The 21,558-nt window shown below is 75.1% G+C and carries 21 protein-coding genes; 8 read left to right on the forward strand and 13 right to left on the reverse strand.

From position 1 onward, the window contains the following. Window positions 1-75 precede the first annotated feature (75 nt). Window positions 76-1,356 carry a DUF11 domain-containing protein gene (locus tag ACRB68_RS42610; protein ID WP_194293498.1) on the forward strand — a complete coding sequence of 427 codons (1,281 nt, stop codon included), beginning with the start codon at window positions 76-78 and terminating at the stop codon, window positions 1,354-1,356. Between the two features lie 26 nt (window positions 1,357-1,382). Here ACRB68_RS42610 and ACRB68_RS28745 read toward each other — a convergent pair whose 3' ends face one another. Beyond that, window positions 1,383-2,666, reverse strand: coding sequence for an MFS transporter (locus ACRB68_RS28745; protein ID WP_153538067.1), 1,284 nt, complete (start codon window positions 2,664-2,666; stop codon window positions 1,383-1,385). Between the two features lie 86 nt (window positions 2,667-2,752). Continuing rightward, entirely contained in the window at window positions 2,753-3,115 is a 363-nt protein-coding gene (locus ACRB68_RS28750; RefSeq protein WP_153538069.1) for an ArsR/SmtB family transcription factor, read from the reverse strand. A 133-nt stretch (window positions 3,116-3,248) separates the two neighbouring features. Here ACRB68_RS28750 and ACRB68_RS28755 point away from each other — a divergent pair, with 133 nt between their 5' ends. Continuing rightward, window positions 3,249-3,659, forward strand: coding sequence for an MDR/zinc-dependent alcohol dehydrogenase-like family protein (locus ACRB68_RS28755; protein ID WP_153538071.1), 411 nt, complete (start codon window positions 3,249-3,251; stop codon window positions 3,657-3,659). A 9-nt stretch (window positions 3,660-3,668) separates the two neighbouring features. Here the strand turns inward: ACRB68_RS28755 and ACRB68_RS28760 are convergent, their stop codons facing one another. Together ACRB68_RS28760 and ACRB68_RS28765 are read right to left on the reverse strand one after the other, a co-directional pair. Continuing rightward, on the reverse strand, window positions 3,669-4,469 hold the full coding sequence (locus ACRB68_RS28760) for a PhzF family phenazine biosynthesis protein (protein WP_153538073.1): 801 nt from the start codon (window positions 4,467-4,469) through the stop codon (window positions 3,669-3,671). 23 nt (window positions 4,470-4,492) lie between these two features. Further along, window positions 4,493-5,410 (reverse strand): NADP-dependent oxidoreductase, encoded by a 918-nt coding sequence (locus ACRB68_RS28765; protein ID WP_153538075.1) that lies wholly within the window; start codon window positions 5,408-5,410, stop codon window positions 4,493-4,495. Window positions 5,411-5,543: 133 nt separating this feature from the next. On the opposite strand from ACRB68_RS28765, the gene ACRB68_RS28770 reads away from it, so the two are divergent. Next, window positions 5,544-6,386, forward strand: coding sequence for a helix-turn-helix transcriptional regulator (locus tag ACRB68_RS28770; protein ID WP_153538077.1), 843 nt, complete (start codon window positions 5,544-5,546; stop codon window positions 6,384-6,386). A gap of 1 nt (window position 6,387) precedes the next feature. On the opposite strand, the gene ACRB68_RS28775 is transcribed toward ACRB68_RS28770, so the two are convergent. Then, window positions 6,388-7,326 (reverse strand): helix-turn-helix transcriptional regulator, encoded by a 939-nt coding sequence (locus tag ACRB68_RS28775; RefSeq protein ID WP_153538079.1) that lies wholly within the window; start codon window positions 7,324-7,326, stop codon window positions 6,388-6,390. A gap of 115 nt (window positions 7,327-7,441) precedes the next feature. On the opposite strand from ACRB68_RS28775, the gene ACRB68_RS28780 reads away from it, so the two are divergent. Next, a complete protein-coding gene (locus tag ACRB68_RS28780) occupies window positions 7,442-7,867 on the forward strand; it encodes a VOC family protein (protein ID WP_153538081.1) in 426 nt (141 codons plus the stop codon). Window positions 7,868-7,922: 55 nt separating this feature from the next. Here the strand turns inward: ACRB68_RS28780 and galT are convergent, their stop codons facing one another. Continuing rightward, the gene (galT, locus tag ACRB68_RS28785) at window positions 7,923-9,017 is read right to left on the reverse strand and encodes a galactose-1-phosphate uridylyltransferase (RefSeq protein WP_153538083.1); all 1,095 of its coding nucleotides are present in this window, start codon (window positions 9,015-9,017) and stop codon (window positions 7,923-7,925) included. A 164-nt stretch (window positions 9,018-9,181) separates the two neighbouring features. Here galT and galK point away from each other — a divergent pair, with 164 nt between their 5' ends. Further along, the gene (galK, locus tag ACRB68_RS28790; RefSeq protein ID WP_328594917.1) at window positions 9,182-10,315 is read left to right on the forward strand and encodes a galactokinase; all 1,134 of its coding nucleotides are present in this window, start codon (window positions 9,182-9,184) and stop codon (window positions 10,313-10,315) included. On the opposite strand, the gene ACRB68_RS28795 is transcribed toward galK, so the two are convergent. The 7 genes from ACRB68_RS28795 to ACRB68_RS28825 are packed head-to-tail and all read right to left on the reverse strand — an operon-like array spanning window position 10,308 to window position 18,089. After that, window positions 10,308-11,093, reverse strand: a complete 786-nt coding sequence (locus ACRB68_RS28795) for a DeoR/GlpR family DNA-binding transcription regulator (protein ID WP_153538087.1) — start codon at window positions 11,091-11,093, stop codon at window positions 10,308-10,310. The genes galK and ACRB68_RS28795 overlap by 8 nt on opposite strands. 39 nt (window positions 11,094-11,132) lie before the next feature. Continuing rightward, entirely contained in the window at window positions 11,133-12,614 is a 1,482-nt protein-coding gene (locus ACRB68_RS28800) for a CoA-acylating methylmalonate-semialdehyde dehydrogenase (RefSeq protein ID WP_153538088.1), read from the reverse strand. A 10-nt stretch (window positions 12,615-12,624) separates the two neighbouring features. Then, window positions 12,625-14,475: a 3D-(3,5/4)-trihydroxycyclohexane-1,2-dione acylhydrolase (decyclizing) gene (gene iolD / locus ACRB68_RS28805; protein WP_153538090.1), complete on the reverse strand. Its 1,851-nt coding sequence runs from the start codon at window positions 14,473-14,475 to the stop codon at window positions 12,625-12,627. Next, window positions 14,472-15,329, reverse strand: a complete 858-nt coding sequence (iolB, locus tag ACRB68_RS28810; protein ID WP_328594918.1) for a 5-deoxy-glucuronate isomerase — start codon at window positions 15,327-15,329, stop codon at window positions 14,472-14,474. The genes iolD and iolB overlap by 4 nt, the downstream gene beginning before the upstream one ends. Next, on the reverse strand, window positions 15,326-16,258 hold the full coding sequence (locus ACRB68_RS28815; protein ID WP_235960386.1) for a Cgl0159 family (beta/alpha)8-fold protein: 933 nt from the start codon (window positions 16,256-16,258) through the stop codon (window positions 15,326-15,328). Before ACRB68_RS28815 ends, iolB begins: the two co-directional genes overlap by 4 nt. Beyond that, the gene (iolC, locus tag ACRB68_RS28820; RefSeq protein ID WP_153538092.1) at window positions 16,255-17,208 is read right to left on the reverse strand and encodes a 5-dehydro-2-deoxygluconokinase; all 954 of its coding nucleotides are present in this window, start codon (window positions 17,206-17,208) and stop codon (window positions 16,255-16,257) included. The genes ACRB68_RS28815 and iolC overlap by 4 nt, the downstream gene beginning before the upstream one ends. Next, window positions 17,205-18,089: a TIM barrel protein gene (locus tag ACRB68_RS28825; RefSeq protein ID WP_153538094.1), complete on the reverse strand. Its 885-nt coding sequence runs from the start codon at window positions 18,087-18,089 to the stop codon at window positions 17,205-17,207. The genes iolC and ACRB68_RS28825 overlap by 4 nt, the downstream gene beginning before the upstream one ends. A gap of 164 nt (window positions 18,090-18,253) precedes the next feature. Here ACRB68_RS28825 and ACRB68_RS28830 point away from each other — a divergent pair, with 164 nt between their 5' ends. The 3 genes from ACRB68_RS28830 (at window position 18,254) to ACRB68_RS28840 (ending at window position 21,542) form a co-directional block, all read left to right on the forward strand. Further along, window positions 18,254-18,991: a GntR family transcriptional regulator gene (locus tag ACRB68_RS28830; protein WP_153538096.1), complete on the forward strand. Its 738-nt coding sequence runs from the start codon at window positions 18,254-18,256 to the stop codon at window positions 18,989-18,991. Window positions 18,992-19,107: 116 nt separating this feature from the next. Further along, on the forward strand, window positions 19,108-20,475 hold the full coding sequence (locus tag ACRB68_RS28835; protein ID WP_153538098.1) for a phytase: 1,368 nt from the start codon (window positions 19,108-19,110) through the stop codon (window positions 20,473-20,475). A gap of 80 nt (window positions 20,476-20,555) precedes the next feature. Further along, window positions 20,556-21,542: a LacI family DNA-binding transcriptional regulator gene (locus ACRB68_RS28840; RefSeq protein ID WP_207709851.1), complete on the forward strand. Its 987-nt coding sequence runs from the start codon at window positions 20,556-20,558 to the stop codon at window positions 21,540-21,542. Window positions 21,543-21,558: the final 16 nt, after the last annotated feature.

A 21,558-nucleotide genomic window follows, 5' to 3' on the forward strand; every position in this document is an offset into this window, starting at 1 on the left:
GCGTCGTCCGCGGTGGGGAGGGGCCCGGCCGGACCCCGGCCCGGCGGCGCGGAGGAACCGAAACGGAGACCCTCTGTGGATTGTCGTTTATGCCCGCCGCGCCGGACGCCGGCGCTGCTGACCGTGCTGTCGCTGTCCCTGTGGGCGGTGCAGGCGATCGCGCCGGCCGCGGCGCACGCCGCGTTCCCCGGCGCCAACGGCAAGATCTACATCGTCGACCAGGCCACCGACCCCGACAAGGAGATCTACTCGATCGACCCCGACGGGACCGGCCTGGCCAAGGTCACCGACAACGACGTCGACGACGGCAACCCGGCGGTGAACGCCGCCGGCACCAAGATCGCCTTCACCCGGTTCACCGACACCCAGCACCTGTGGACGATGAACATCGACGGCACCGGCCAGACCCAGGTCAGCCCCGAGGGCATCATCGACAGCCGGATCGACTGGTCCCCCGACGGCACCAAGATCGTCTACAGCACCCCCGGCGGCCTCAAGACCGTCAACGCCGACGGCACCGGCGCCACCGCGCTGGGCGTCGACGGGCAGGTCCCGGCCTGGTCGCCCGACGGCACCAGGATCGCCTACGGGTCGGGGGCGAACGTCTTCACCGTCCATCCCGACGGCACCGGCGTCACCCAGATCACCGCCGCCCCCTCCGGCCAGGCGGCCCGGGGGCCCGACTGGTCCCCCGACGGCACCAAGATCGCCTTCACCCTCGGGCCCCTGCAGGGCGGCACCCCGCAGATCCACACGATCAACGCCGACGGCACCGGGCTCGCCAACGTCTCCAACGACACCGTCCCCGCCGGCGCGCCGCTGTGGTCGCCGGACGGAACCAAGATCGCCTATAGCGCGAACCAGGACGTCTACACCATGAACGCCGACGGCACCGGAAAGACCCTGCTGTCGGGCGTGCCCGGCTTCCAGTTCGCCACCGACTGGGCCCCCGGCTCCGCGCCCGCCGCCGCCGACATCGACGTGGACCTGACCGCCCAGCCCAAGCTGGGGATCCTGGTGCCCTACCTGAGCTACACCCTCACCGCCCGCAACACCGGTCCCGGCGCGGTCACCGCCGCCACCGTGAAGGCGTCCCTGCCGCCCGGCGCGACCGCCACCGGGCTGTCGACCGGGTGCAGCACCGCCGCCGGGACGGTCACCTGCACCTACGGCGCCATCGCCAATGGAGCCAGCGCCGACAAGAGCTTCCGCGTCCCGCTGAACCTGCTCTCGCTGGGGCAGGTCTCGGTGACCGGCACCCGCACCGCCAGCACCCCCGCCGACCCCGTCAGCGGCAACGACTCCGCCACCGCCACCTGCAACGTCGTCTCCGTCGTCCTGGCCGCCTGCCCCTGAAGCCCCCGGGGCGCCGGTCGCGGTCCTCATGCGGCCAGCCGGTGCTCGCCGTCCGCGTCGCGCTTCATCGTCTCCACCGGCGCCTGGACGGCGAGCACCTCGCCGTGGCCGCTCGAACCGGCCGGCCACAGCACCCGGGCCGCGACGGCGGCGAGGAGCCCGATCGCGGTGAGCGCGCCGGCGGCGGCCGTCATGCCCGCCCCGGAGGCCAGCCAGCCGGCCAGCGGATAGGTGAGCAGCCAGGCGGCGTGGGACAGGGAGAACTGGGCGGCGAACGCGGCGGGCAGGTCGGCCGGGGCCACCGACCGGCGGATCAGGTTGCCGGACGGGGTCAGCACGGCGGAGGTCGCGGCCCCGGCCACCGCCCACGCGGCCGGCAGCATCGGCCAGGAGAAGGCGCCGGCGGCCAGCGCGGCGGTGAGGACGGCCGGCACCGCGACCAGCACACCGGCGGCGGGCAGCATCACGGCGCGGGCGGAGAACCTGTCCAGGACGCGGGGCAGCAGCAGGGCGACGACCATCGACCCGGCCCCGAACGCGCCCAGCGCCAGGGAGACGTCGCCGGCGGCGCGGCCGAGGTGCTCGCGGACCAGGACCACGGTGTTGACGACGACCATGGCGCCGGCCGCGGCGACGGCCACGTTCAGCGCGAGCAGGGCGCGCAGCGCCGGCGTGGCGCCGAACAGCCGCGCCCCGTAGGTCGCCTTGGCGAGCGGGCCGCCGCTGCGGCCGGCCGGCGAGGGCTTGGGCAGCACGGCCGAGACCACCAGTGCGGCCGAGGCCAGGAACCCGGCCACCGTGCCGAAGAACAGCAGGTTGTAGCTGATCAAGGTGAGCAGGGCGGCGGCGAGCGCCGGGCTGAACAGGCTCTCCAGGTCGTAGGCCAGCCGGGACAGCGACAACGCCCGCGTGTAGTCGCGCTCGGCCGGGAGCACCTCGGGGATGGTCGCCTGGAACGTCGGGGTGAAGGCCGCCGAGGCGGACTGCAGCAGGAAGATCAGCACGTAGATCTGCCACACCTCGGTCACGAAGGGCAGCGCCAGCGCGACACCGCCCCGGACCAGGTCCGTTGTCACCATCAGGGCCCGGCGCGGGATCCGGTCGGCGACCGCGCCGACCGCCTGGGAGATCACGACATAGGCGACCATCTTGATGGCCAGCGCGGTGCCGAGGACGGCGGAGGCGTCCGCGCCGGCCAGATCGTAGGCGAGCAGGCTCAGCGCCACGGTCGCCAGGCCGGTGCCCACCAGGGCGATGGCCTGCGCGGCGAACAGGTGCCGGTAGGTGCGGTCGCGCAGAACGGTGAACATGGCCTCGCCTCTCCGTGCTCATGTGCTTACTTGCGCACATGTTAACCGAGAGGGTCGTGCCGGCATTCCCGCACGGGGCAGGGGGTTCAGGAGTGCCAGGGTTCGCCGGTCACCTTGTGGTCGGCGTGGCTCAACGCCTCCAGGACGAGGCTGCGCAGGTGGCCGTCGCGCAGCGAGTACACCGCGTGCCGCCCTTCCTTGCGGAACTGGACGAGCCCCGCCAGGCGCAGCTTGGCCAGATGCTGGCTGACGGCGGGCCGGGCCGCGCCGCTGGCCTCGACCAGCGTGGTCACGTCCGCCTCCCCTTCGGCCAGCAGCCACAGCAGGTGCAGCCGGGTCGGATCGGACAGCAGCGCGAACACCGCGCTGGCCGCCTCCAGCTGCTCCCGGTCCGCAACGAGCTCGTGCCGGTGAACGACCGGAGACGACGGACGACCACGCTCTGACATGAGGCCATCGTAGGTCCCGGGGACCGCCCCGGCGGGCACGGGAGGACCCGCGCGGCCGGCCGGCCGGGGCCGCCGCACGGTACGGGGCGGGGCTGTTACGTTGGCCGTGGCGCGGCCCGGAAGAGGAGAGCACATGGCAGCGGAACGGGTACTGGTGCTCGGTCTCGACCCCGCCAGGCTCCAGGGCTGGGACCCCGGGCCGGTCCAGGCGGCGCTGGCACGTGGCCGGGCCCGGTTCGACGACCTCGGCATCGAGGCCGACTGGTGCCTGGTGGACCTGGACGAGGATCCCGAAGGCGCGATCGTGGCGGCCCTGACCGGCGGGGACCACGCCTGCGTGGTGATCGGCGGCGGCATCCGCACGCACGAGCCGCTGCTGGAGTTCTTCGAGCGCGTGGTGAACCTGGTCCGGCGGCACGCGCCCGGCGCCGCCATCGCGTTCAACACCTCCCCCGAGGACTGCGCCGACGCCGCCCTGCGCTGGCTGCGCCAGCCGATGCTCGACGAACACCCCGCTGAACGCGAGGCTTCGCAGAAGGGCTGACCGGGGCGGTCAGGGCAGCTGGAAGGTACGGGCGATCCGTGCGGTGCCGCCCAGGACGACCGTCGGGCCGGGGCGTGTGGCGGCGGTGATCGTGGCCGGGCTGCCGAGGGAGTCGCCCATGTCCACGGTGATGCCTTGGCCGGCCAGGTGCGCGGCGAGGCAGGCGGTGCTGTTGGCGTTGGCGACGTCCTCGGGGACGCCGATCGAGGGGGCGAACATGCGGGCCGCGACCCGGCCTGAGTGTTCCGGGGCGGAGTAGACGTAGCAGCCGAGGAGGCCCAGCTCGTCGCAGGCGGCGCGGAGCCGCTCGAAGTCCGGGGCGAGTGCGGACAGGGCTGCTCGCGTGGCGACGGGGATCAGCAGACGCGGCCGTCCCATCGCGGCGACCCGGGCGCCGTGGGTGAGGACGCCGGCGCCGAGGGCGGGCAGGACGAGGTCCAGCTCTGCCGCGGTGGGTTCGCGCAGGTCGACGGGGCCCGCGTCGAAGGAGGCCGTGATGTGGTCCTTCTCCTGGTCGGCCCGGCCGGTGAAGGTGCGCCGCGAGGTGCGGAGTGTCGTCCGGTGCACCTGTGCCTCGGCGAGGAAGGCCAAGGCCGCGATCGTCCCGTGGCCGCACGCGGGCAGTTCCCCTTCGGTGGTGAAGAAGCGCAGGGCAGCCTCGGGCGCGGAGACGAAGACCGCGTGCGAGGTTCCCGCCAAGGCCGGCACGCGGCGGCGCTCGGCGTCGGTCAACGGCGCCTCCTCCATCACGGCGGTGGGGCTGCCGCCCCGGCCGTCGCGTAGGCACGCGTGGACGATCGTGACCTGCATGGGCACTCCTTGCGGCCGGTCGGTCAGGGGTGCAGGACGATCTTGCCGTGGGTGTGGTGTCGTTCCAGTTCACGGAAGGCGTCCTGTACCTGCGCCAGAGGGTAGGTGCGGGCGATCGGCACCTCGAGGTCGCCGCGGGCGGCCAGGCGGGCCAGTTCGCCGAGCACGACCGCGCAGGCCGCCGCGCTCTCGCCGTAGGTGCTTGCGCCGACCCTCGCGGCGGCCTCCCAGGCACGGATCGTGTTGATGCGCTCGGGGCGCACGCCCAGGTCCACCGCCATGTCCACGTAGTCGGCGCCGAACGTGTCGATGAAGGCGTCGACCCGGCCGCCGGCGGCCTTGCGGATCCGTTCGGCGGCTCCTTCTCCGTATGCGACCGGGATGACGCCGTGCCCGGCCAGCCAGGCGTGGTTCGGCTCGCTCGCCAGGCCGATCACCGTGGCGCCGCGCCGGCGTGCGAGCTGCACGGTGAGGGAGCCGACGCCGCCCGCCGCGCCGGACACCACGACCGTGTCGCCCGGTCCGGGGTCGACGGCGAACACGCCGGCGTACGCGGTCGTGCCGGCCACGTACAGCGATCCGGCCACGTCCCAGGGCAGCCCTTCCGGGCGCGGCGTCAGGTTCACGTCGTCGACCACGACGAACTCCGCGTGGCTGGCCCTGTTGTGGGTGAAGCCGAGGACCTCGTCCCCCACCGCGACGCCGCGCACCTGCGGGCCGGTCTCCACCACGACGCCGGCCAGGTCGCTGCCCTGGCCGGAGGGGAACGTCGCCGGCCAGCGTTCGTGCAGCGCGCCGATGCGGATGTGGGTCTCGCCGGGCTGGACGCCGGCCGCGCGGACCTCGACCAGCGCCTGCCCCGGGCCGGGCACCGGGCGCGCCACCTCCTCCACCCGCAGGACGTCGATGCCGCCGTACTCGTGGAAGCGCACTGCCTTCATCGTGTGATCACCGTTCCTCTGTGGTGGGACGGCCCCGACTCTGCCCTCGGCTGCGGCGGTCCGGAAGCGGAGCGCTCTTCCTAGGACCGGCGGTCCGACGATGCGCGCGGCGAACGGTGATATCACTGCCGATATGGGGATGCACCGCGACGACCTCGCCGATTTCCTGCGCCGGTCCCGGGAGCGGCTGACGCCACGGGACGTCGGGCTGACCGAGGGGCCGCGGCGGCGCACGCCGGGGCTGCGCCGCGAGGAGGTCGCGTCGCTCGCCGGGATGTCGACCGACTACTACATGCGGCTCGAGCAGGCCCGGAGCCCGCAGCCCTCGGTGCAGATGCTGGCCGCGCTGACGCGGGCGCTGCGGCTGACCGCCGACGAGCGCGACCACCTGTACCTGCTCGCCGGGCACCGCCCCCCGGAGGGGGCGCGGGCCGGGGAGTACCTGCGGCCGGGCATGCTGGCCCTCCTGGACCGGCTGGACAGCGTCCCGGTCCAGATCCTGAGCGACCTGGGCGACCTGCTGGCGCAGAACGACATGGCGCAGGCGCTGTTCGGGTGCGTGTGCACGGTGGCCGAGGACGACCGCAACATCGTGCTGCGCTGGTTCACCGAGCCGGACGTGCGGAACCACTTCGCGGCCGAGGAGCGCCCGGAGCAGGCCCGGCAGCTGGTCGCCGACCTGCGCGCCGCGGTGGCCCGCCGCGGGGACGACCCGGCGTCCCGCGCGCTCGTCACGCGGCTGCGCGCGGCCAGCCCCGAGTTCGCGGCGCTGTGGGACCGGCACGAGGTCGCGGTGCGCAGGTCGCACCCGTACCGGCTCGTGCATCCCGAGCTCGGCCTGATCGAGTTCGACTGCGAGGTGCTGGCGACGCCCGCGGCGGACCAGCGGCTGCTGGTCTTCACCCCGCCGCCCGGCGGCACCGAGGCGCTGGACATGCTGCGCGTGCTCGGCCCGCAGCACCGGCACGGCACGTAGGTCAGGACGCGGCCGCCGCCGCGTAGCGGCGGGCCAGCCGCGCGAAGGCGTCCTTGAGCTCGGGCGGCCCGACCACCTCGATGCCGGCGTCGAACCTGCCGACGGCCGCGGCCAGCCCGGCCCATGACCACGAGCCGAGGACGAGACGGCAGCGGCCGGGGCCGAGGGCCTCGACGATCCCCTCGCGGGTGTGGCGGGACACCTCGGCGGCGGGCAGGCCGAGGATCACCTCGCCGCGGCAGGGCCAGTCGCCGGCACCGTCCGCGCCCCGGAACCTGCCGGTCACGAAGGCGGCCACGTCGCCTCCGGGCACCTCGCGCGGCTGGAAGCGGGGCCCCGCGGGGGTGCGCGGGGTGATCCGGTCGGCGCGGAAGGTGCGCCAGTCGTCGCGCTCGAGGTCCCAGGCGACCAGGTACCAGCGGCCGCCCCAGGTGACGAGGTGGTGGGGCTGCGCCCGGCGCGGCTCCTGCCGGTAGTCGAAGCGCAGCACCTCGCGGGCGTGGACGGCCGCGCCGAGCGCGGTGAGCACGCCGCCGTCGATGTGGGGCGCGGGCCGTTGGACGGCGGTGACTTGGAGGGTGTCGACGCGGTGGCGCAGCCGTGCGGGCATGACCTGCCGGACGGTGTTCAGCGCGCGCGCCGCGGCCTCCTCGATGCCGGCTCCGGTGGCCGCGGCGGTCTGGAGCGCGACGGCCAGGGCGACGGCCTGCTCGTCGTCGAACAGCAGCGGCGGCAGCCGCGTGCCGGCACTCAGCCGGTACCCGCCGTCGGGGCCCTTGATCGCGGCGATGGGGTAGCCGAGCTCGCGCAGGCGGTCGACGTCACGGCGCACGGTGCGCGGGCTGACCTCCAGCCGCTCGGCCAGCAGCGCGCCCGGCCAGTCCCGGCGCGCCTGGAGGAGCGAGAGCAGGGTGAGCAGGCGCGCTGAGGTCTTCGGCATGCCCCCATAGTGCCCGGAGAAGCGGACACTACCTGGCCTCTTCTGCTGCGACCGTAGTCCTAGGCAGCACGGAAGACGCCTGGACCATGACGCTTCAAAAGACAAGGAGCCGACCATGTCGGTCAGCACAGTGACCCACCTGAACTTCCGAGGTGACGCCGGCGCGGCGCTCGGGTTCTACCGGTCGGTGTTCGGAGGGGACGCGGTCGTGATCACCTACAAGGACGCCGGGAACGTCCACGACCCGGCCGAGGCGGACCAGGTGATGTGGGGCCAGGTCGCCGCTCCGAGCGGTTTCCGGGTGATGGCCTACGACGTGCCTTCGCACACGCCCTGGGACCAGGGCCAGAACGCGTTCTTCGTCTCGCTGCGCGGCGACACCGCCGAGGAGGTCACCGCCTACTGGGAGAAGCTCGCCGACGGCGCGACCGTTCTGCAGCCTCTCGCCCCTGCGCAGTGGGCGCCGCTGTACGGGATGCTCAAGGACCGGTTCGGCGTCACCTGGGTCGTCGACGTGGTCAGCGAGTACGCCTCCGCCTGATCGCCGAGTCCGGGCGGCGGGGCACCCCCGCCGCCCGGGCGCGGCGTCGGCCCGGTCAGCCGGGCGGGCGGGTTCCGGCCTCGCGTAGGCGGCGGGCGGCCTGTTCGGGCAGGACGTCGTTGATGAAGGCGCCCGCGCCGGACTCGCTGGCCGCCAGGTACTTGAGCTTGCCGGGTGCGCGCCGGGAGGTGAAGATCCGGGCCGACAGGTGCGCCAGGCCGGCGTCCGGGCCGGCCGGGGCCTGCTGGAAGTGGGCCATGTAGGGGGCCGGGGCGTCGAAGAGACGGTCGAAACGGGCCAGGACGTCCCGGTAGAGGGACATGAGTTCTGCCTGTTCGGCCGGTTCCAGTTCCGGGAGGCCGCCGACGTGGCGGCGCGGGTAGATGTGGACCTCGTACGGCCAGCGGGCCGCTTCGGGAACGAACGCGACGAACCCGTCGGTGCGGGCGACGACCCGTTCGGCGGCCTCCTCGGCGGCGACGACGGAGCAGAACAGGCAGGAGCGGTGCTCGGCGCGGTATGCGCGCGCCATGTCCAGCGCGCGCGCTACCCGCGCCGGCAGGTAGGGGAAGGCGTAGATCTGGCCGTGCGGGTGCTGCAGCGTCGCCCCGATCTCGGGGCCGCGGTTCTCGAAGACGAACACGTACTCGACGCCGGGCAGCCGGGACAGCTCCACGGTCCGGTCCGTCCAAGCGCGCGCTACCGTCTCCAGCCGCCGGTCGGTCAGCCGGGAGAAGGACGATTCGTGGTCGTCGGTGAAGCAGACGACCTCGCATCGACCGCCGGCAGGCGGGCCGCCCAGGGTGGGGAAACGGTTCTCGAACGCGACCACGTGATAGCCGGAGGCCGGGATCTCGGTCTGCCGTCCTGGCGCCGACGGGCACAGCGGGCACTCGCCCGGCGCGGGCAGATGGGTGCGGTCCTGGCGGTGCGCCGCGACGACGACCCACTCCCCCTGCACCGGGTCGTACCGCACCTCCGACCGCGGGGCGTGCGGGGGCAGGACGCGCTGGTCGGGCGCCGAGCGGTCCAGGCCGGGCACGTCGTCGAAATAGAGCAGCTCACGGCCGTCGGCGAGCTGCACGGCGGTGCGGGCCGGGCCGGGGCCCCGCCGTGCGGCGGCCGCCGCGTGGTCGGTCTCGGTCGGCATCGGACGCCGTCCCTCCGTGCGGCCGGTGCGCGCTGGCCGCTCACTATCGATCATTTTCCGTCAACTTCGCTCACCATAGCAGGGCAGCAGCCCCTATTGTGACAGCTATTGATCGGTTCTGACAGAATCCCCTGGCCGTCCCCGCCGCCCCAAGGAGGCCCTTCGTGTCGCTCATCGCGGAGTTCACCGCCGTCCACGGCCGGCCCCCGTCGGCCGTGTGGCGCGCGCCCGGCCGGGTGAACCTGATCGGGGAGCACACCGACTACAACGACGGCCTGGTGCTCCCCTTCGCCATCGGCCTCGGGGTGACGGTGGCGGCCGGCCGGCGCGACGACGGCATGCTGGAGCTGCGCTCGCGGCAGGCCGGCGGTGCGACGGTCGCCGTCCCGGTGGCCGGGCTGGAGCCCGGCCGGCCGGGCGGATGGGCCGCCTACCCGGCGGGCGTCGCCTGGATGCTGCGCGACCACGGCGTGCGCGGGGCGAGCCTGCTGGTGGACGCCGACCTGCCGCAGGGCGCCGGGCTCTCCTCGTCGGCGGCCCTCGGGTGCGCCGCCGCGCTCGCGTTGTGCGACCTGTACGGCGTCGGCCTCGGCCGCCCGGAACTGGCGCTGCTGGTGCAGCAGGCCGAGAACCGGTTCGCCGGGATGCCCTGCGGAATCCTGGACCAGACGGCGTCCCTGCGGTGCGAGGAGGGGCACGCACTGCTGCTCGACTGCCGCAGCGGGGCGGCCGAGCCGGTGCCGCTGCCGCTCGCGGGGCTGTCCGCGCTGGTCGTCGACACCCGCGCCGCGCACGCGCTGACCGACGGCGGGTACGCCGCCCGCCGGGCCCAGTGCGAGCGGGCCGCCGGGCTGCTCGGCGTGCCCGCGCTGCGCGACGTGACCGACCTGCCCGCCGCCCTGGCGGCGCTGCCGGACGCCGCGCTGCGCCGCCGGGTCGCCCACGTCGTCACCGAGAACGCGCGCGTGGAGGCGGCCGCGGGGCTATTGCGCGGCGCGGCCGGGGACCCCGGCGCACGGCTCGGCGCGCTGCTCACCGCCTCGCACGCGTCGCTGCGCGACCGGTACGAGGTGTCCTGGCCGGAGGCGGACGTGACCGTGGCGGCCGCGCTGGAGGCGGGCGCCCTCGGCGGCCGGATGGTCGGCGGCGGCTTCGGCGGCTCGGTGCTGCTGCTCGCCCGGACCGATCGGGCGGACCAGGTGCTCGCGGCGGTCCGCGCCGCCTACGCCGGCCGGGGCTGGGAGCCGCCGCGGGCACACCGGGTCGCGCCGGCGGCCGGCGCCCGCCGGCTCAGCTGACGGGCGCGACCCGGACGCCGACCCCGGCGTCCGCGAACGCGGCCAGCCCGGCGGCGGGCGTGCGGGCATCGGTCACCAGGTGCGCGATCCGCTCGACCGGGACGGTCTGGAACATCGTGTCCACGCCCACCTTGGTGTGGTCGACCAGCGCGACCACCTCCTCGGCGGCGTGCGCGAGCGCCCGGTCCACCCCGGCCACCATCATGTTCGGCGTGGACAGCCCGCGCTCGGCGGTCAGCCCGTTGCCCGACAGGAAGGCGCGGCGCACCCGCAGGGCCGCCAGCGACTGCTCGGCCGCGCCGCCCACCAGCGCGTGGATGGAGCCGCGCAGCGAGCCGCCCGTCACCACCACCTCGACGCCGCGGGCCTCGGCGAGCTCGCCGGCGACCAGCAGCGAGTTGGTGACGACCGTGAGCGTGCCGAACCCCGCCAGCGCGCGGGCGAGCTCGCGGGTGGTGGTGCCCGCCCCGACGACGATGGCGTCGCCCTCGTCGACCAGCTCCACCGCCGCCCGCGCGATCGCCGCCTTCTCCGCCGCGGCGACCGCGGCCTTCTGCCGGTGGGTCGGCTCCCGCGACAGCCCGCCCGGCGCCATCGCGCCGCCGCGCGGCCGGTCCAGCAGGCCCTCGGCCTCCAGCGCCCGCAGGTCGCGGCGGACGGTCGCCTCCGACGCCTGCAGGGACGCCGCCAGGTCGCGCAGCGCCACCGCCCCGTTCGCGCGGACCAGCTCCAGCAGCCGCCGGCGGCGCTCGGCGGCGAACCCGGGACGTGGTGGCATGCCCCCGATGATGCCAGAGACCGGCCGGGCGGCACGCGGTCAGGTGGCCGTGGGGAAGGCCATCGCGCCGGCGCCGGACAGGGCCGTCTCGCGCGGCCAGCGGGTGGTGACCGCCTTGGCGCGCGTGTAGAAGCGCACGCCCTCGGGCCCGTGGACGTGGGTGTCGCCGAACAACGACGCCTTCCAGCCGCCGAAGGAGTAGAACGCCATCGGCACCGGGACCGGGACGTTGACCCCGACCATGCCGACGTGGACGGCGCGCTGGTACCGGCGCGCGGCCTCGCCCGACGAGGTGAAGATCGCCGTTCCGTTGCCGTGCGGGTTGGCGTTGACCAGCGCGATGGCCTCCTCCAGCGTCTCCGCGCGCAGCACGATCAGGACCGGGCCGAAGATCTCCTCCTGGTAGGCGGCGGTGCCGAGGCCGACCTCGTCGAGCAGGCAGGGCCCGACGTAGAAGCCGGGGCCGGGCAGCCCGCGGCCGTCGACGACGACCTTGGCCCCCGCCTTCTCGGCCGCGTCGACGTGCCCGGCGACGCGCGCCCGCGCGTCCCGGCTGATCAGCGGGCCCATCTCGGTGGCGGGGTCGGTGCCGGGCCCGACCTTGATCGCGCGGGCCCGCTCGGCGAGCCGGTCGACCAGCGGGTCCGCGGCCGCGCCCACGGCGACCACGACCGAGATGGCCATGCAGCGCTGCCCGGCCGACCCGTAGGCCGCCGCGGTGATCTGGTCGGCGGCCTGCTCCAGGTCGGCGTCGGGCAGCACGACCGCGTGGTTCTTGGCCCCGCCGAGGGCCTGCACCCGCTTGCCCGCGGCGGTCGCGGTCGCGTGGACGTGCCGGGCGACGGGCGTGGACCCCACGAACGACACCGCCGCCACGCCCGGATGCGTGATCAGCGCGTCGGCGGTCTCCCGGTCGCCGTGCACGACGTTGAACACCCCGTCCGGCAGCCCCGCCTCGGCGTACAGGTCGGCGATCAGGCCGGACGCCGACGGCACCCGCTCGCTCGGCTTGAGCACGAAGGCGTTCCCGCAGGCGATCGCGATCGGGTGCATCCACAGCGGGACCATGACCGGGAAGTTGAACGGGACGATGCCGGCGCAGACGCCGAGCGGCTGCCGGAACGAGAACGCGTCGACGCCGGAGGAGACCTGGTCGGAGTACTCGCCCTTCAGCACCTGCGGGATGCCGCAGGCGAACTCCACCACCTCCCGGCCGCGCACGATCTCGCCGCGGGCGTCGTCCAGGACCTTGCCGTGCTCGGCGGTCACCAGCCGGGCCAGCTCGTCCTCGTGCCGTTCGAGCAGGTCGCGGAAGGCGAACATGACCCGCGCCCGGCGGGACAGCGACACCTCCTGCCAGGTCGCGAAGGCGCGCGCGGCGGCGGTGACGGCCGCCTCCACCTCGGCCGCGCGGCCGAGGACCACCTCGCCCGCCGGCGCGCCCGCCGCCGGGTCGTGGACGGGCAGGGTGCGGCCGCCGCCGACGGGGACGCCGCCGATCCGGTGCTGAATCAAGCTCATCGGTTTCCTCTCACAGGTAGCGGCGCTGGGCCTTCTTGCCGTCCTCGTACCGGGTGCGGGCCCGCCGCGTCTCCGCGCGCCCGGACACCTCCGCGACCGGCACGTCCCACCAGGCGCCGCCGCCGGGGGCGGGGGCGAGCGGGTCGGTCTCCACGTGGACGACCGTCGTGCGCGGCGCGGCGATCGCCTCGCGGAGCGCCTTGCGGAACCCGGCGGGATCGGACGCGCGGAGCACGTCCGCGCCGAGGCTGGCCGCGTTGGCGGCCAGGTCGACCGGGATGGGGTCGCCGTCGAGCCCGGTGCCGGTGCGGACCCGGTGCCGGGTGCCGAACCGGTCCGCGCCCACCGACTCCGACAGGTTGCCGATCGAGGCGTAGCCGTGGTTCTGGACCAGGACGATGACGAGCTTGATCCCCTCGGCGACGGCCGTGGTCAGCTCCTGCGCCATCATCAGGTAGGACCCGTCGCCCACCAGCACGAACACCTCGCGGGACGGGTCGGCCATCTTGACGCCGAGGCCGCCGGCGATCTCGTAGCCCATGCAGGAGTAGCCGTACTCGACGTGGTAGCCCTTGGGGTCGCGGGTCCGCCAGAGCCGGTGCAGGTCGCCCGGCATCGAGCCCGCCGCGCACACCACCACGTCGCGGGGGCCGGACTCCTCGTTGAGGATGCCGATGATCCGCGTCTGGGCGGGGGGCGCGCCGTGGTCGTGCCGGTAGGCGTCGTCCACGACGGCGTTCCACCGCCGGGCCAGCTCGCCCGCGGCCGCGCGGTGGCCGGCCGGGGCCGTCCAGCCGCCGAGCGCCGCGTCCAGTGCGCGGACCGCTTCCCGCGCGTCGGCGACGACGGTGGCGCCGCCGAGCTTGACCGCGTCGAAGCGGGCGACGTTGACGTTGACGAACCGGACGGAGGGGTGCTGGAACAGGCTGTGGGACGCGGTCGTGAAGTCGCTGTAGCGGGTGCCGATCCCGACGACGACGTCCGCCTCGCGGGCGAGCGCGTTGGCGGCCGTCGTCCCCGTCGCCCCGACCGCGCCGACGGCGCACGGGTGGTCCCAGGGCAGCGAGCCTTTTCCGGCCTGCGTCTCGGCCACCGGGATTCCGGTGCGTTCGGCGAACGCGCGCAGTTCCTCGGTCGCGCCGGAGTAGATGACGCCGCCGCCCGCGATGATGAGCGGATGTTCGGCGGCCCGCAGGAGCGCGGCCGCCTCGGCCAGGTCGTCCGGTTCGGGCAGCGGCCGGGGAATCCGCCACACACGCCGCCGGAACAGCTCCTCCGGCCAGTCCCACGCCTCGGCCTGGACGTCCTGCGGCAGGCAGAGCGTGACCGCGCCGGTCTCCGCCGGGTCGGTGAGGACGCGCATCGCCGCGAGCAGCGCGCTCGGCAGCTGATCGGGACGGTTGACGCGGTCCCAGTACTTGGAGACGGGCTTGAAGCAGTCGTTGACCGACACGTCGTAGGACCGCGGGTCCTCCAGTTCCTGAAGGACGGGGTTGGCGACGCGCCCGGCGAAGACGTCTCCCGGCAGCAGCAGCACCGGGAGCCGGTTGATGGTGGCCAGTGCCGCACCCGTGACCATGTTGGTAGCGCCCGGCCCGATCGACGTGGTGCAAGCCAGGGTGGAGAGCCGGTCGTTCATCCGCGCGTGGGCCGCGGCGGTATGCACCATCGCCTGTTCGTTCCGCGCCATGTGGTACGGCAGGTCTGCGTCGTACTCCAGCAGCGCCTGCCCGATCCCGGCGACGTTGCCGTGCCCGAAGATGCCGAAGCAGCCCGCGAAGAACCGCTGCTCCCGGCCGTCGCGCTCGCTCCACTGCGCCGCCAGGAATCGCACCAGCGCCTGCCCGGCCGTCAGTCTCATGATCGTCCTTCCGGTGAGGTCAGCGGCAGCCGGGGATCCACCGGCTGCCCCGGCCAGGTGTCCCGGATCCAGGCGTGCGCGGGGTCGTCGCAGATCCGCCACGCCCGCTCCGGGCCGGGCCCGGCCATGACGTTGAGGTAGTACAGGTCGTGGCCCGGCGCCGCCATCGACGGGCCGTGCCAGCCGCGCGGGACCAGCACCACGTCGCCGGACCGCACCTCGGCCAGCAGGTCGGGGCCGCCGTAGACGCGCTGGTAGGCCATGCCGGTCTCGCCGGCGACCTCGAAGTAGTAGATCTCCTCCAGCACCGACTCGCCGGGGCGGTCCTCGTCGTGCTTGTGCGGCGGGAACGACGACCAGTTGCCGCCGGGCGTCAGCACCTCGCACGCGATCAGCCGGTCGGCGAACGGGAACGCCGCGGGCGAGCCGAAGTCGTTCACCTGGCGGCTCGCCGGGCCCGCGCCGCGCAGCTCGACCGGCACGTCCCCGGCGGCGCCGTAGCGCGGGACGAGCCGCCGCTCGCAGCGGGCGGCCGCCAGCGCGAACCGGCCCCGGCCCCCGATGGTGACGCGGGCGTCGCGCGGGACGTAGGCGAAGTCGCTCACCCGGCTGAAGACGTCCCGCCTGCCCCGCAGCTCGAACCGCTCGCCGTCGCACCCGACCGTGCCCGATCCGGCCAGCGGCAGCACGATCATCTCGAAGTCGCCGGTGTCGAACCCGTGCTCGCCGCCGCCCTCCGGCAGTTCCAGGACGCGCAGCCCGCAGTAGGTCCAGCCGGCGTCCTCCGGCGTGACCCGCAGCGCGTACGGCGGGGCCGCCGCCGTGCCGGCCGGCAGGTGCAGTCGTGTGTTCACAGCACCTCCACCGCCGCGTCCACGGCGCCGGCGACGTCGCCGTCCGCCGGGTAGAGCAGGGACCGGCCGACGACCAGGCCGCGCACGGTCGGCAACCGCAGCGCCCGCCGCCAGCTGTCGAGCGTGGCGCGCGGGTCGCCGGAGACCTCGCCGCCGAGCAGCAGCGCGGGCATCGTCGAGGCCGCCATCACCCGCGCCATGTCGGGCACGACCGGCACCTTCAGCCAGGTGTGCGCGGACGTCGCGCCGAGCCCGGCGCCGATCGAGATCGCCCGGATCATCGCCTCGGGGCTCAGGTCGTTGCGGATCCGGCCGTCCACGCGGCTGGAGACGAACGGCTCGACCAGCGCCATCAGCCCGTGCCCGGCGAGCGCGGTCACCGCCCGCGCGCAGCCCTCCAGCGTGTCCGCGGTGGCCGGGTCGGCGTGGTCGATGCGCAGCAGCACCTTGCCGCCGTCCAGCCGGGCCGCCGCGATCGCGTCCGCGTCGTAGGCGGTGAACCGGTCGTCGATCTCGAACGACGCGCCGATGAGCCCGCCGCGGTTCATCGAGCCGATCACGATCTTGTCGTGCAGGACGCCGAGGAGCAGCAGGTCGTCGATCACGTCGGGGGTGGCCAGCAGGCCGTCCACGCCGGGCCGCTCCAGCGCCGTGCACAGCCGGTCGAGCAGCTCGCCGCGGTCGGCCATCGCGAGCGGGTCGCCGCCGGCGGCGAGCGCGCCGCGCGCCGGGTGGTCGGCGGCCAGCAGCATCAGCCGGCCGGACGGCCCGAGCAGCGCCGGGCGGCGGATCCGCGCGGCGGCGGCCTCGGCGACCGCCCCGGGGCGGAAGGCCCGGGTCTCCGCCAGCTCCGCGTACCGGCCGGCGGCTGGGGGCGCGGCCGGCGGCCCGGCCTGTCCGTCGCCGCTGCGCCGTGTGTCCACGCTCATGCCTTCGCTCCGTTCATCAGTGCCGTCACCTCGTCGCTCGCGGGCATGGCCGCCGCGCAGGCCAGGCGCGAGGCGACGAGCGCGCCGGCGGCGTTGGCGAACCCGATGACGCGGGGCAGCTCCCATCCGGCCAGCAGGCCGTGGCAGAGCGCGCCGCCGAACGCGTCGCCGGCGCCGAGCCCGTTGACCACCGGGACGGGCACCGGCGGCGCCTGGACGGTCTCGCCGTCCGCGGCGACCGCGAGCACGCCCTCGGGGCCGCGCTTGACCACCGCGAGCCGCACGCCCCGGTCGAGCAGCGCGCGGGCGGCGCGCACCGGCTCCCGCTCGCCCACCGCGACCTGGCATTCGGCCAGGTTCCCGACGGCCACCGTGGCGTGCTCGAGCGCCTCGTCCGCCCAGCGGCCCGCCTCCTCCGCCGATTCCCAGAACATGGGCCGGTAGTCCAGGTCCAGGACGGTCAGCGCGCTGCGCGGCCGGAGGCCGAGGGCCGCGAGCGTCGCGGTCCGGGACGGCTCGGCGCACAGCCCGGTCACCGTCGCCCACATCACGCCGGCCGCCTCGATCGCGGCCCGGTCCAGCTCGTCCGCGCGGATCTCCAGGTCGGGGGCCTTGGGGAAGCGGTAGAAGTAGAGGGGGAAGTCGTCGGGTGGGAACAGCTCGCAGAAGGTGACCGGGGTCGGCAGGCCGGGGACGTCGGCGACGAACCGGTCGTCCACCCCGTACTCGGCGAGCGCCCGGCGCACGAAGCGGCCGAACGGGTCGGCGCCGGTCCGGGTGATCACCGCGGCGCTGCGGCCGTGCCGCGCCGCGGCGACCGCGACGTTGGTGGCGCTGCCGCCGAGGAACCGGCCGAACGTCTCGACCTCTTCCAGCGGGACGCCGGACCGCAGCGGGTAGAGGTCGACCCCCACCCGGCCCATCGTGATGACGTCCAGTGCGCCGGTCATGCGCCGATCCCGGCGAGGAAGTCCAGGCAGGCGCGCACGTCCGCGACCGGTCCGGCGCCGGGCCCGGGCTCGCGGTCCAGGACGGTGTCCTGTTCCAGCACGTACCAGCCGCGGTAGCCGGCCGCCTCCAGGGAGCGGACGGTGCCCGCGATGTCCACGTCGCCGCCGCCGAGGGGGCGGTAGACGCCCTTGCGGACGGCGTCGGTGTAGGACAGCCGGCCGTGCCGGACCTCCTCGGCGAGCCCGGCGTCCACGTCCTTGAGGTGGACGTGCGCGATCCGGCCCGGTTCGCGCGCCGCCAGCTCGGCGGGGTCGGTGCCGCCGATCAGCAGGTGGCCGGTGTCCAGGCAGAGGGGGATGCCCGAGCCGTCGAGCACCCGCCGCACCTCGCCCGACCGTTCCACCATGGTCCCGACGTGCGGGTGCAGCACGGCCAGCACGCCGGCCGCCGCGGCGAGCCCGGCGATCCGGTCCAGGTTGGCCAGCAGCGCGGCCCAGCCCGCCTCGTCCGGCTCCGGGCGCTCGTCGTAGCCGTCCAGGCCGTGCGCCGCGGCGAGCACCAGCACCGGCCGGACCGAGTTGGAACGTTCCATGTCAAAGCCTTCAAGCGCCCGCCGCACCTCGGGCAGCGGGTCGCGGCCCGGATCGTGCAGCACGACCGGGACGAAGCCGCCGACCGGGCTCAGCCCGTGCGCGGCCAGCAGCGCGGTCCGGTCCGCGGCGGCGGCGGGCAGGAAGCCGTCGGGCCCGGACTCGGTGGCGGCCAGGCCGAGGCCCGCCATCTCCGCGAGCACCCGGGCGGGCTCCATCTGGTGGCCCCAGCCGGGGACCTCGCACACTCCCCAGGAGATCGGGGCTCCCGCGACGCGGTCTTCGATCATCGGCACTCCATCCCGCTGAAAGGCGACGCCGGCGCCGGCCGGCCCCGCCGAGTCTGCTGAAGGCCGCGCGGCCATGTCAATACTTTGTTAGGACATACTGAGGTAAGAACGTGTGATCAAACGCGGGGTACCATCGTGCGCAGGGCCCGACAAGGAGACGATGGATGTACCGACCTCGTGTGATGGTGGACCGCAGCAGCCCCGTCCCGCTGTACTACCAGCTGGCCAAGCAGCTGGAGGCGGCGATCCAGTCCGGCGAGCTCTCCCCCGGCACCCGCCTGGAGAACGAGCTGGAGATCGCCGAGCGGTGCGGGCTGTCGCGCCCCACGGTGCGCCAGGCCATCCAGCACCTGGTCGACCGGGGCCTGCTGGTCCGCAAGCGCGGCGTCGGCACCCAGGTCGTGCTGTCGGAGATCCGGCGCCCGGTCGAGCTCACCAGCCTGCACGACGACCTGGCGGCGGCGGGACAGGACCCGCACACCGAGGTGCTGGAGCTCGGCCCGGTGGACGCCGACGATAAGGTCGCCAAGGAGCTGGGCGTCCCGCCGGGCACCACGGTGGTCCGGATGCGGCGGACGCGCTACACCGGCGGTGAGCCGCTGGCCCTGCTGACCAACTACCTGCCGGCCGGCCTGATCACCGTCAGCGCGGCCGACCTCGCCGCGCACGGCCTGTACGAGCTGCTGCGCGCGAACGGCGTCAACCTGCGCATCGCCAACCAGTCCATCGGCGCGCGCCGCGCCACGGCGGCCGAGGCCAGGCTGCTGGACGAGCGGCGCGGGGACCCGGTGCTCACCATGACCCGGACCGCCTACGACGACAAGGGCGGCGCGGTCGAGTACGGCTCCCACGTCTACCGGGCCAGCCGCTACTCCTACGCCCTCACGCTCGTCGAACGCTGACCGCCGGCCGGCCGGGGGCGGCGCCGGCCGCCATGATCGATTAGAGCGCTCTATTGAATTAGAGCGCTCTAACGCTTACGGTGCAGGGCATCCCCCCGAACACAGGAGGCACCCTGATGTCCTTCGCCCCCACCCGCCCGGTCCCGGCCGGCAGATCGCGCCTCACCGCCGCGGCGGTGACCGTGGTGCTCGCCACCGCCGTGCTGCCCGCCGTCCCCGCGGCGGCGGACGACGACGACCTCGCCCAGCTGCACGCCCGCCTGGAGACCCCCGCGTACTTCGACGACAAGGCCGGCGGCAAGGCCAACGCCGACGACCCCGCCATCTGGAACCACCCCTCCGACCACCGCGGCGACCTGGTCGTCGGCACCCTGAAGCAGGGCGGCCTGGCGGTGTACGACGCCGCCGGCCACGAGATCCAGCACCTGGCCGCCCCCGCCCCGCCGCGCCCCGGTGACGAGCCGGGCCGCTTCAACAACGTCGACCTGGTCTACGGCTTCCGGCTGGGCGGCAGGAAGGTCGACCTCGCCGTGGTCTCCGACCGGGGCCGCGACATCGTCCGCACCTACGCGATCGACCCCGGCGGCGCGCTGCGGCACCAGGCACCGCTGACCGACGTCACCGACGCCGCCGCCCCGACGGTCTTCGCCGCGTCGCCCGACGAGGTCAACGACCAGAAGACCTCCTACGGGCTGGCCTCGTGGACCGGCGAGGACGGCGCCGCCTACGCCGCGGTGAGCCGGCGGCACACCACGCGGGTCGGCGTCGTCCGCCTGGAGGCCACCACCGCCGGCAAGATCACCTACCGGCGGGTCCGCGACGTCGACCTGCCCGCCTCGTTCCCGCTGCCGGGCGGGAAGACCTGGTCGCCGTGCGAGGACCCGGGCCGCGGCCCGCAGGTCGAGGGCATGGTGGCCGACCAGGAGCACGGCGTGCTGTACGCCGCGCAGGAGGACGTCGGCATCTGGAGGATCCCGCTGAAGGGCGGCGCGCCCAGGCTCGTCGACCGGGTCAAGGACTACGGCGTCCCGGCCGCCTACAACCCCGAGACCGACCGGTGCGAGGTCACCGGCCCGGACCCGGGCTACGGCGGCAGGCACCTGACGGCCGACGCCGAGGGCCTCACGATCTACCACAAGGACGACGGCGAGGGGTACCTGCTGGCCTCCAGCCAGGGCGACAACACCTTCGTGGCCTACGACCGCGAGGACTCCAACGACTACCTCGGCCGCTTCCGGGTCGCCCCCGGCGGCACCGTCGACGGCTCGGAGGAGTGCGACGGCGCCATGGTGACCAGCGCCCGCGTCGGCGACTTCCGCGACGGCCTGCTGGTCGTCCAGGACGGCTACAACGCGCCCGACTCGGTCGACGAGAACGGTGAGGTGCGCACCAACACCAACTTCAAGTTCGTCGACTGGAAGCTCGTCGCCGAGCCCCTCGACCTCGACGTGACGCCGGGCGGCTGGGACCCGCGCGACGACTGACCCTTTCCCCCTCGACGGCGTGCGGCGGGCTGCTGATATAGATGGCGGCCCGCCGCACGTCAGCGTCTGGAGAACCTCCCATGTCCCATCCGACCCTGGAAGACGTCGCCGCCCGCGCCGGGGTCTCCCGCGCCCTGGTGTCCCTGGTGATGCGCGGCTCCCCCAAAGTCGGCAAGGAGCGCCGCGAGGCGGTGCTGAAGGCGGCCCGCGAGCTGGGGTACCGGCCCAACGTCATGGCCCGCGGCCTGGCCGCGGGCCGCACCGGCATCGTCGGGGTGCTGCTCGGCGACCTGCACGAGCCGGTGTACGCCGCGATCCACGACGGGCTGGCCGCGGCGGCCGCCCGGCGCTCCGTCCGGGTGCTGCTGACCACCGGGGGCGGGCGGCCGGCCCGGGAGCGGGCCGCGGTGGAGCAGCTGCTCGACCTGCGGCCGGACGGGATGGTGCTGGCCGGGCCGCGGATCGCCGCGGCCGAGATCGAGCGCGCCGCCGCCGGCTGCCCGGTGGCCGTGGTGGGCCGCTCCCTGCGCTCGGACCGCGTCGACCAGGTGACCGGTGACGACGCGGCGGCGGTGGAGCGGGCCGTGGCCCGCCTGGTGGCGCTCGGCCACCGGCGCGTCGCCTGCCTGGACGCCGGTCCCGGCTCCGGCCGCCCGGCGCGCGACGCGCTGGAGCGCGCCTACCGGGCCGCGATGGAGGCCGCCGGCCTCGCCCCGGCCGTCCGTCCGCCCGGCGAACCGGCCGGCCCCTGGCACGGGCCCGGGGCGCCGACCGCCGTGCTCGCCCTCGGCGACTCCACGGGAACGGCGGCGCTGGCCGCGCTGTACCGCGCCGGGCTGAGCGTCCCCGGCGACGTGTCGCTGATCGTGCACGGCGACCCGCCGGGCGCGGCCGCCGCCGGCGTGACCACGGCCGCGCCGCCCCCGCGCGAGCTCGGCGGGCTGGCGATGGGGGCGCTGCTCGACCGGATCGACGCCGGCACGACGGCGGGGGGACGGCGGATCACCGTCCCCCCGGTCGTGACGGAGCGCGCCACGACGGCCCCGCCCCGCGGCACGCGAGGGTGACGCGCGCCGGCCCGGG

Source organism: Actinomadura macrotermitis, from assembly GCF_009604375.1.
Lineage (GTDB): Bacteria > Actinomycetota > Actinomycetes > Streptosporangiales > Streptosporangiaceae > Spirillospora > Spirillospora macrotermitis.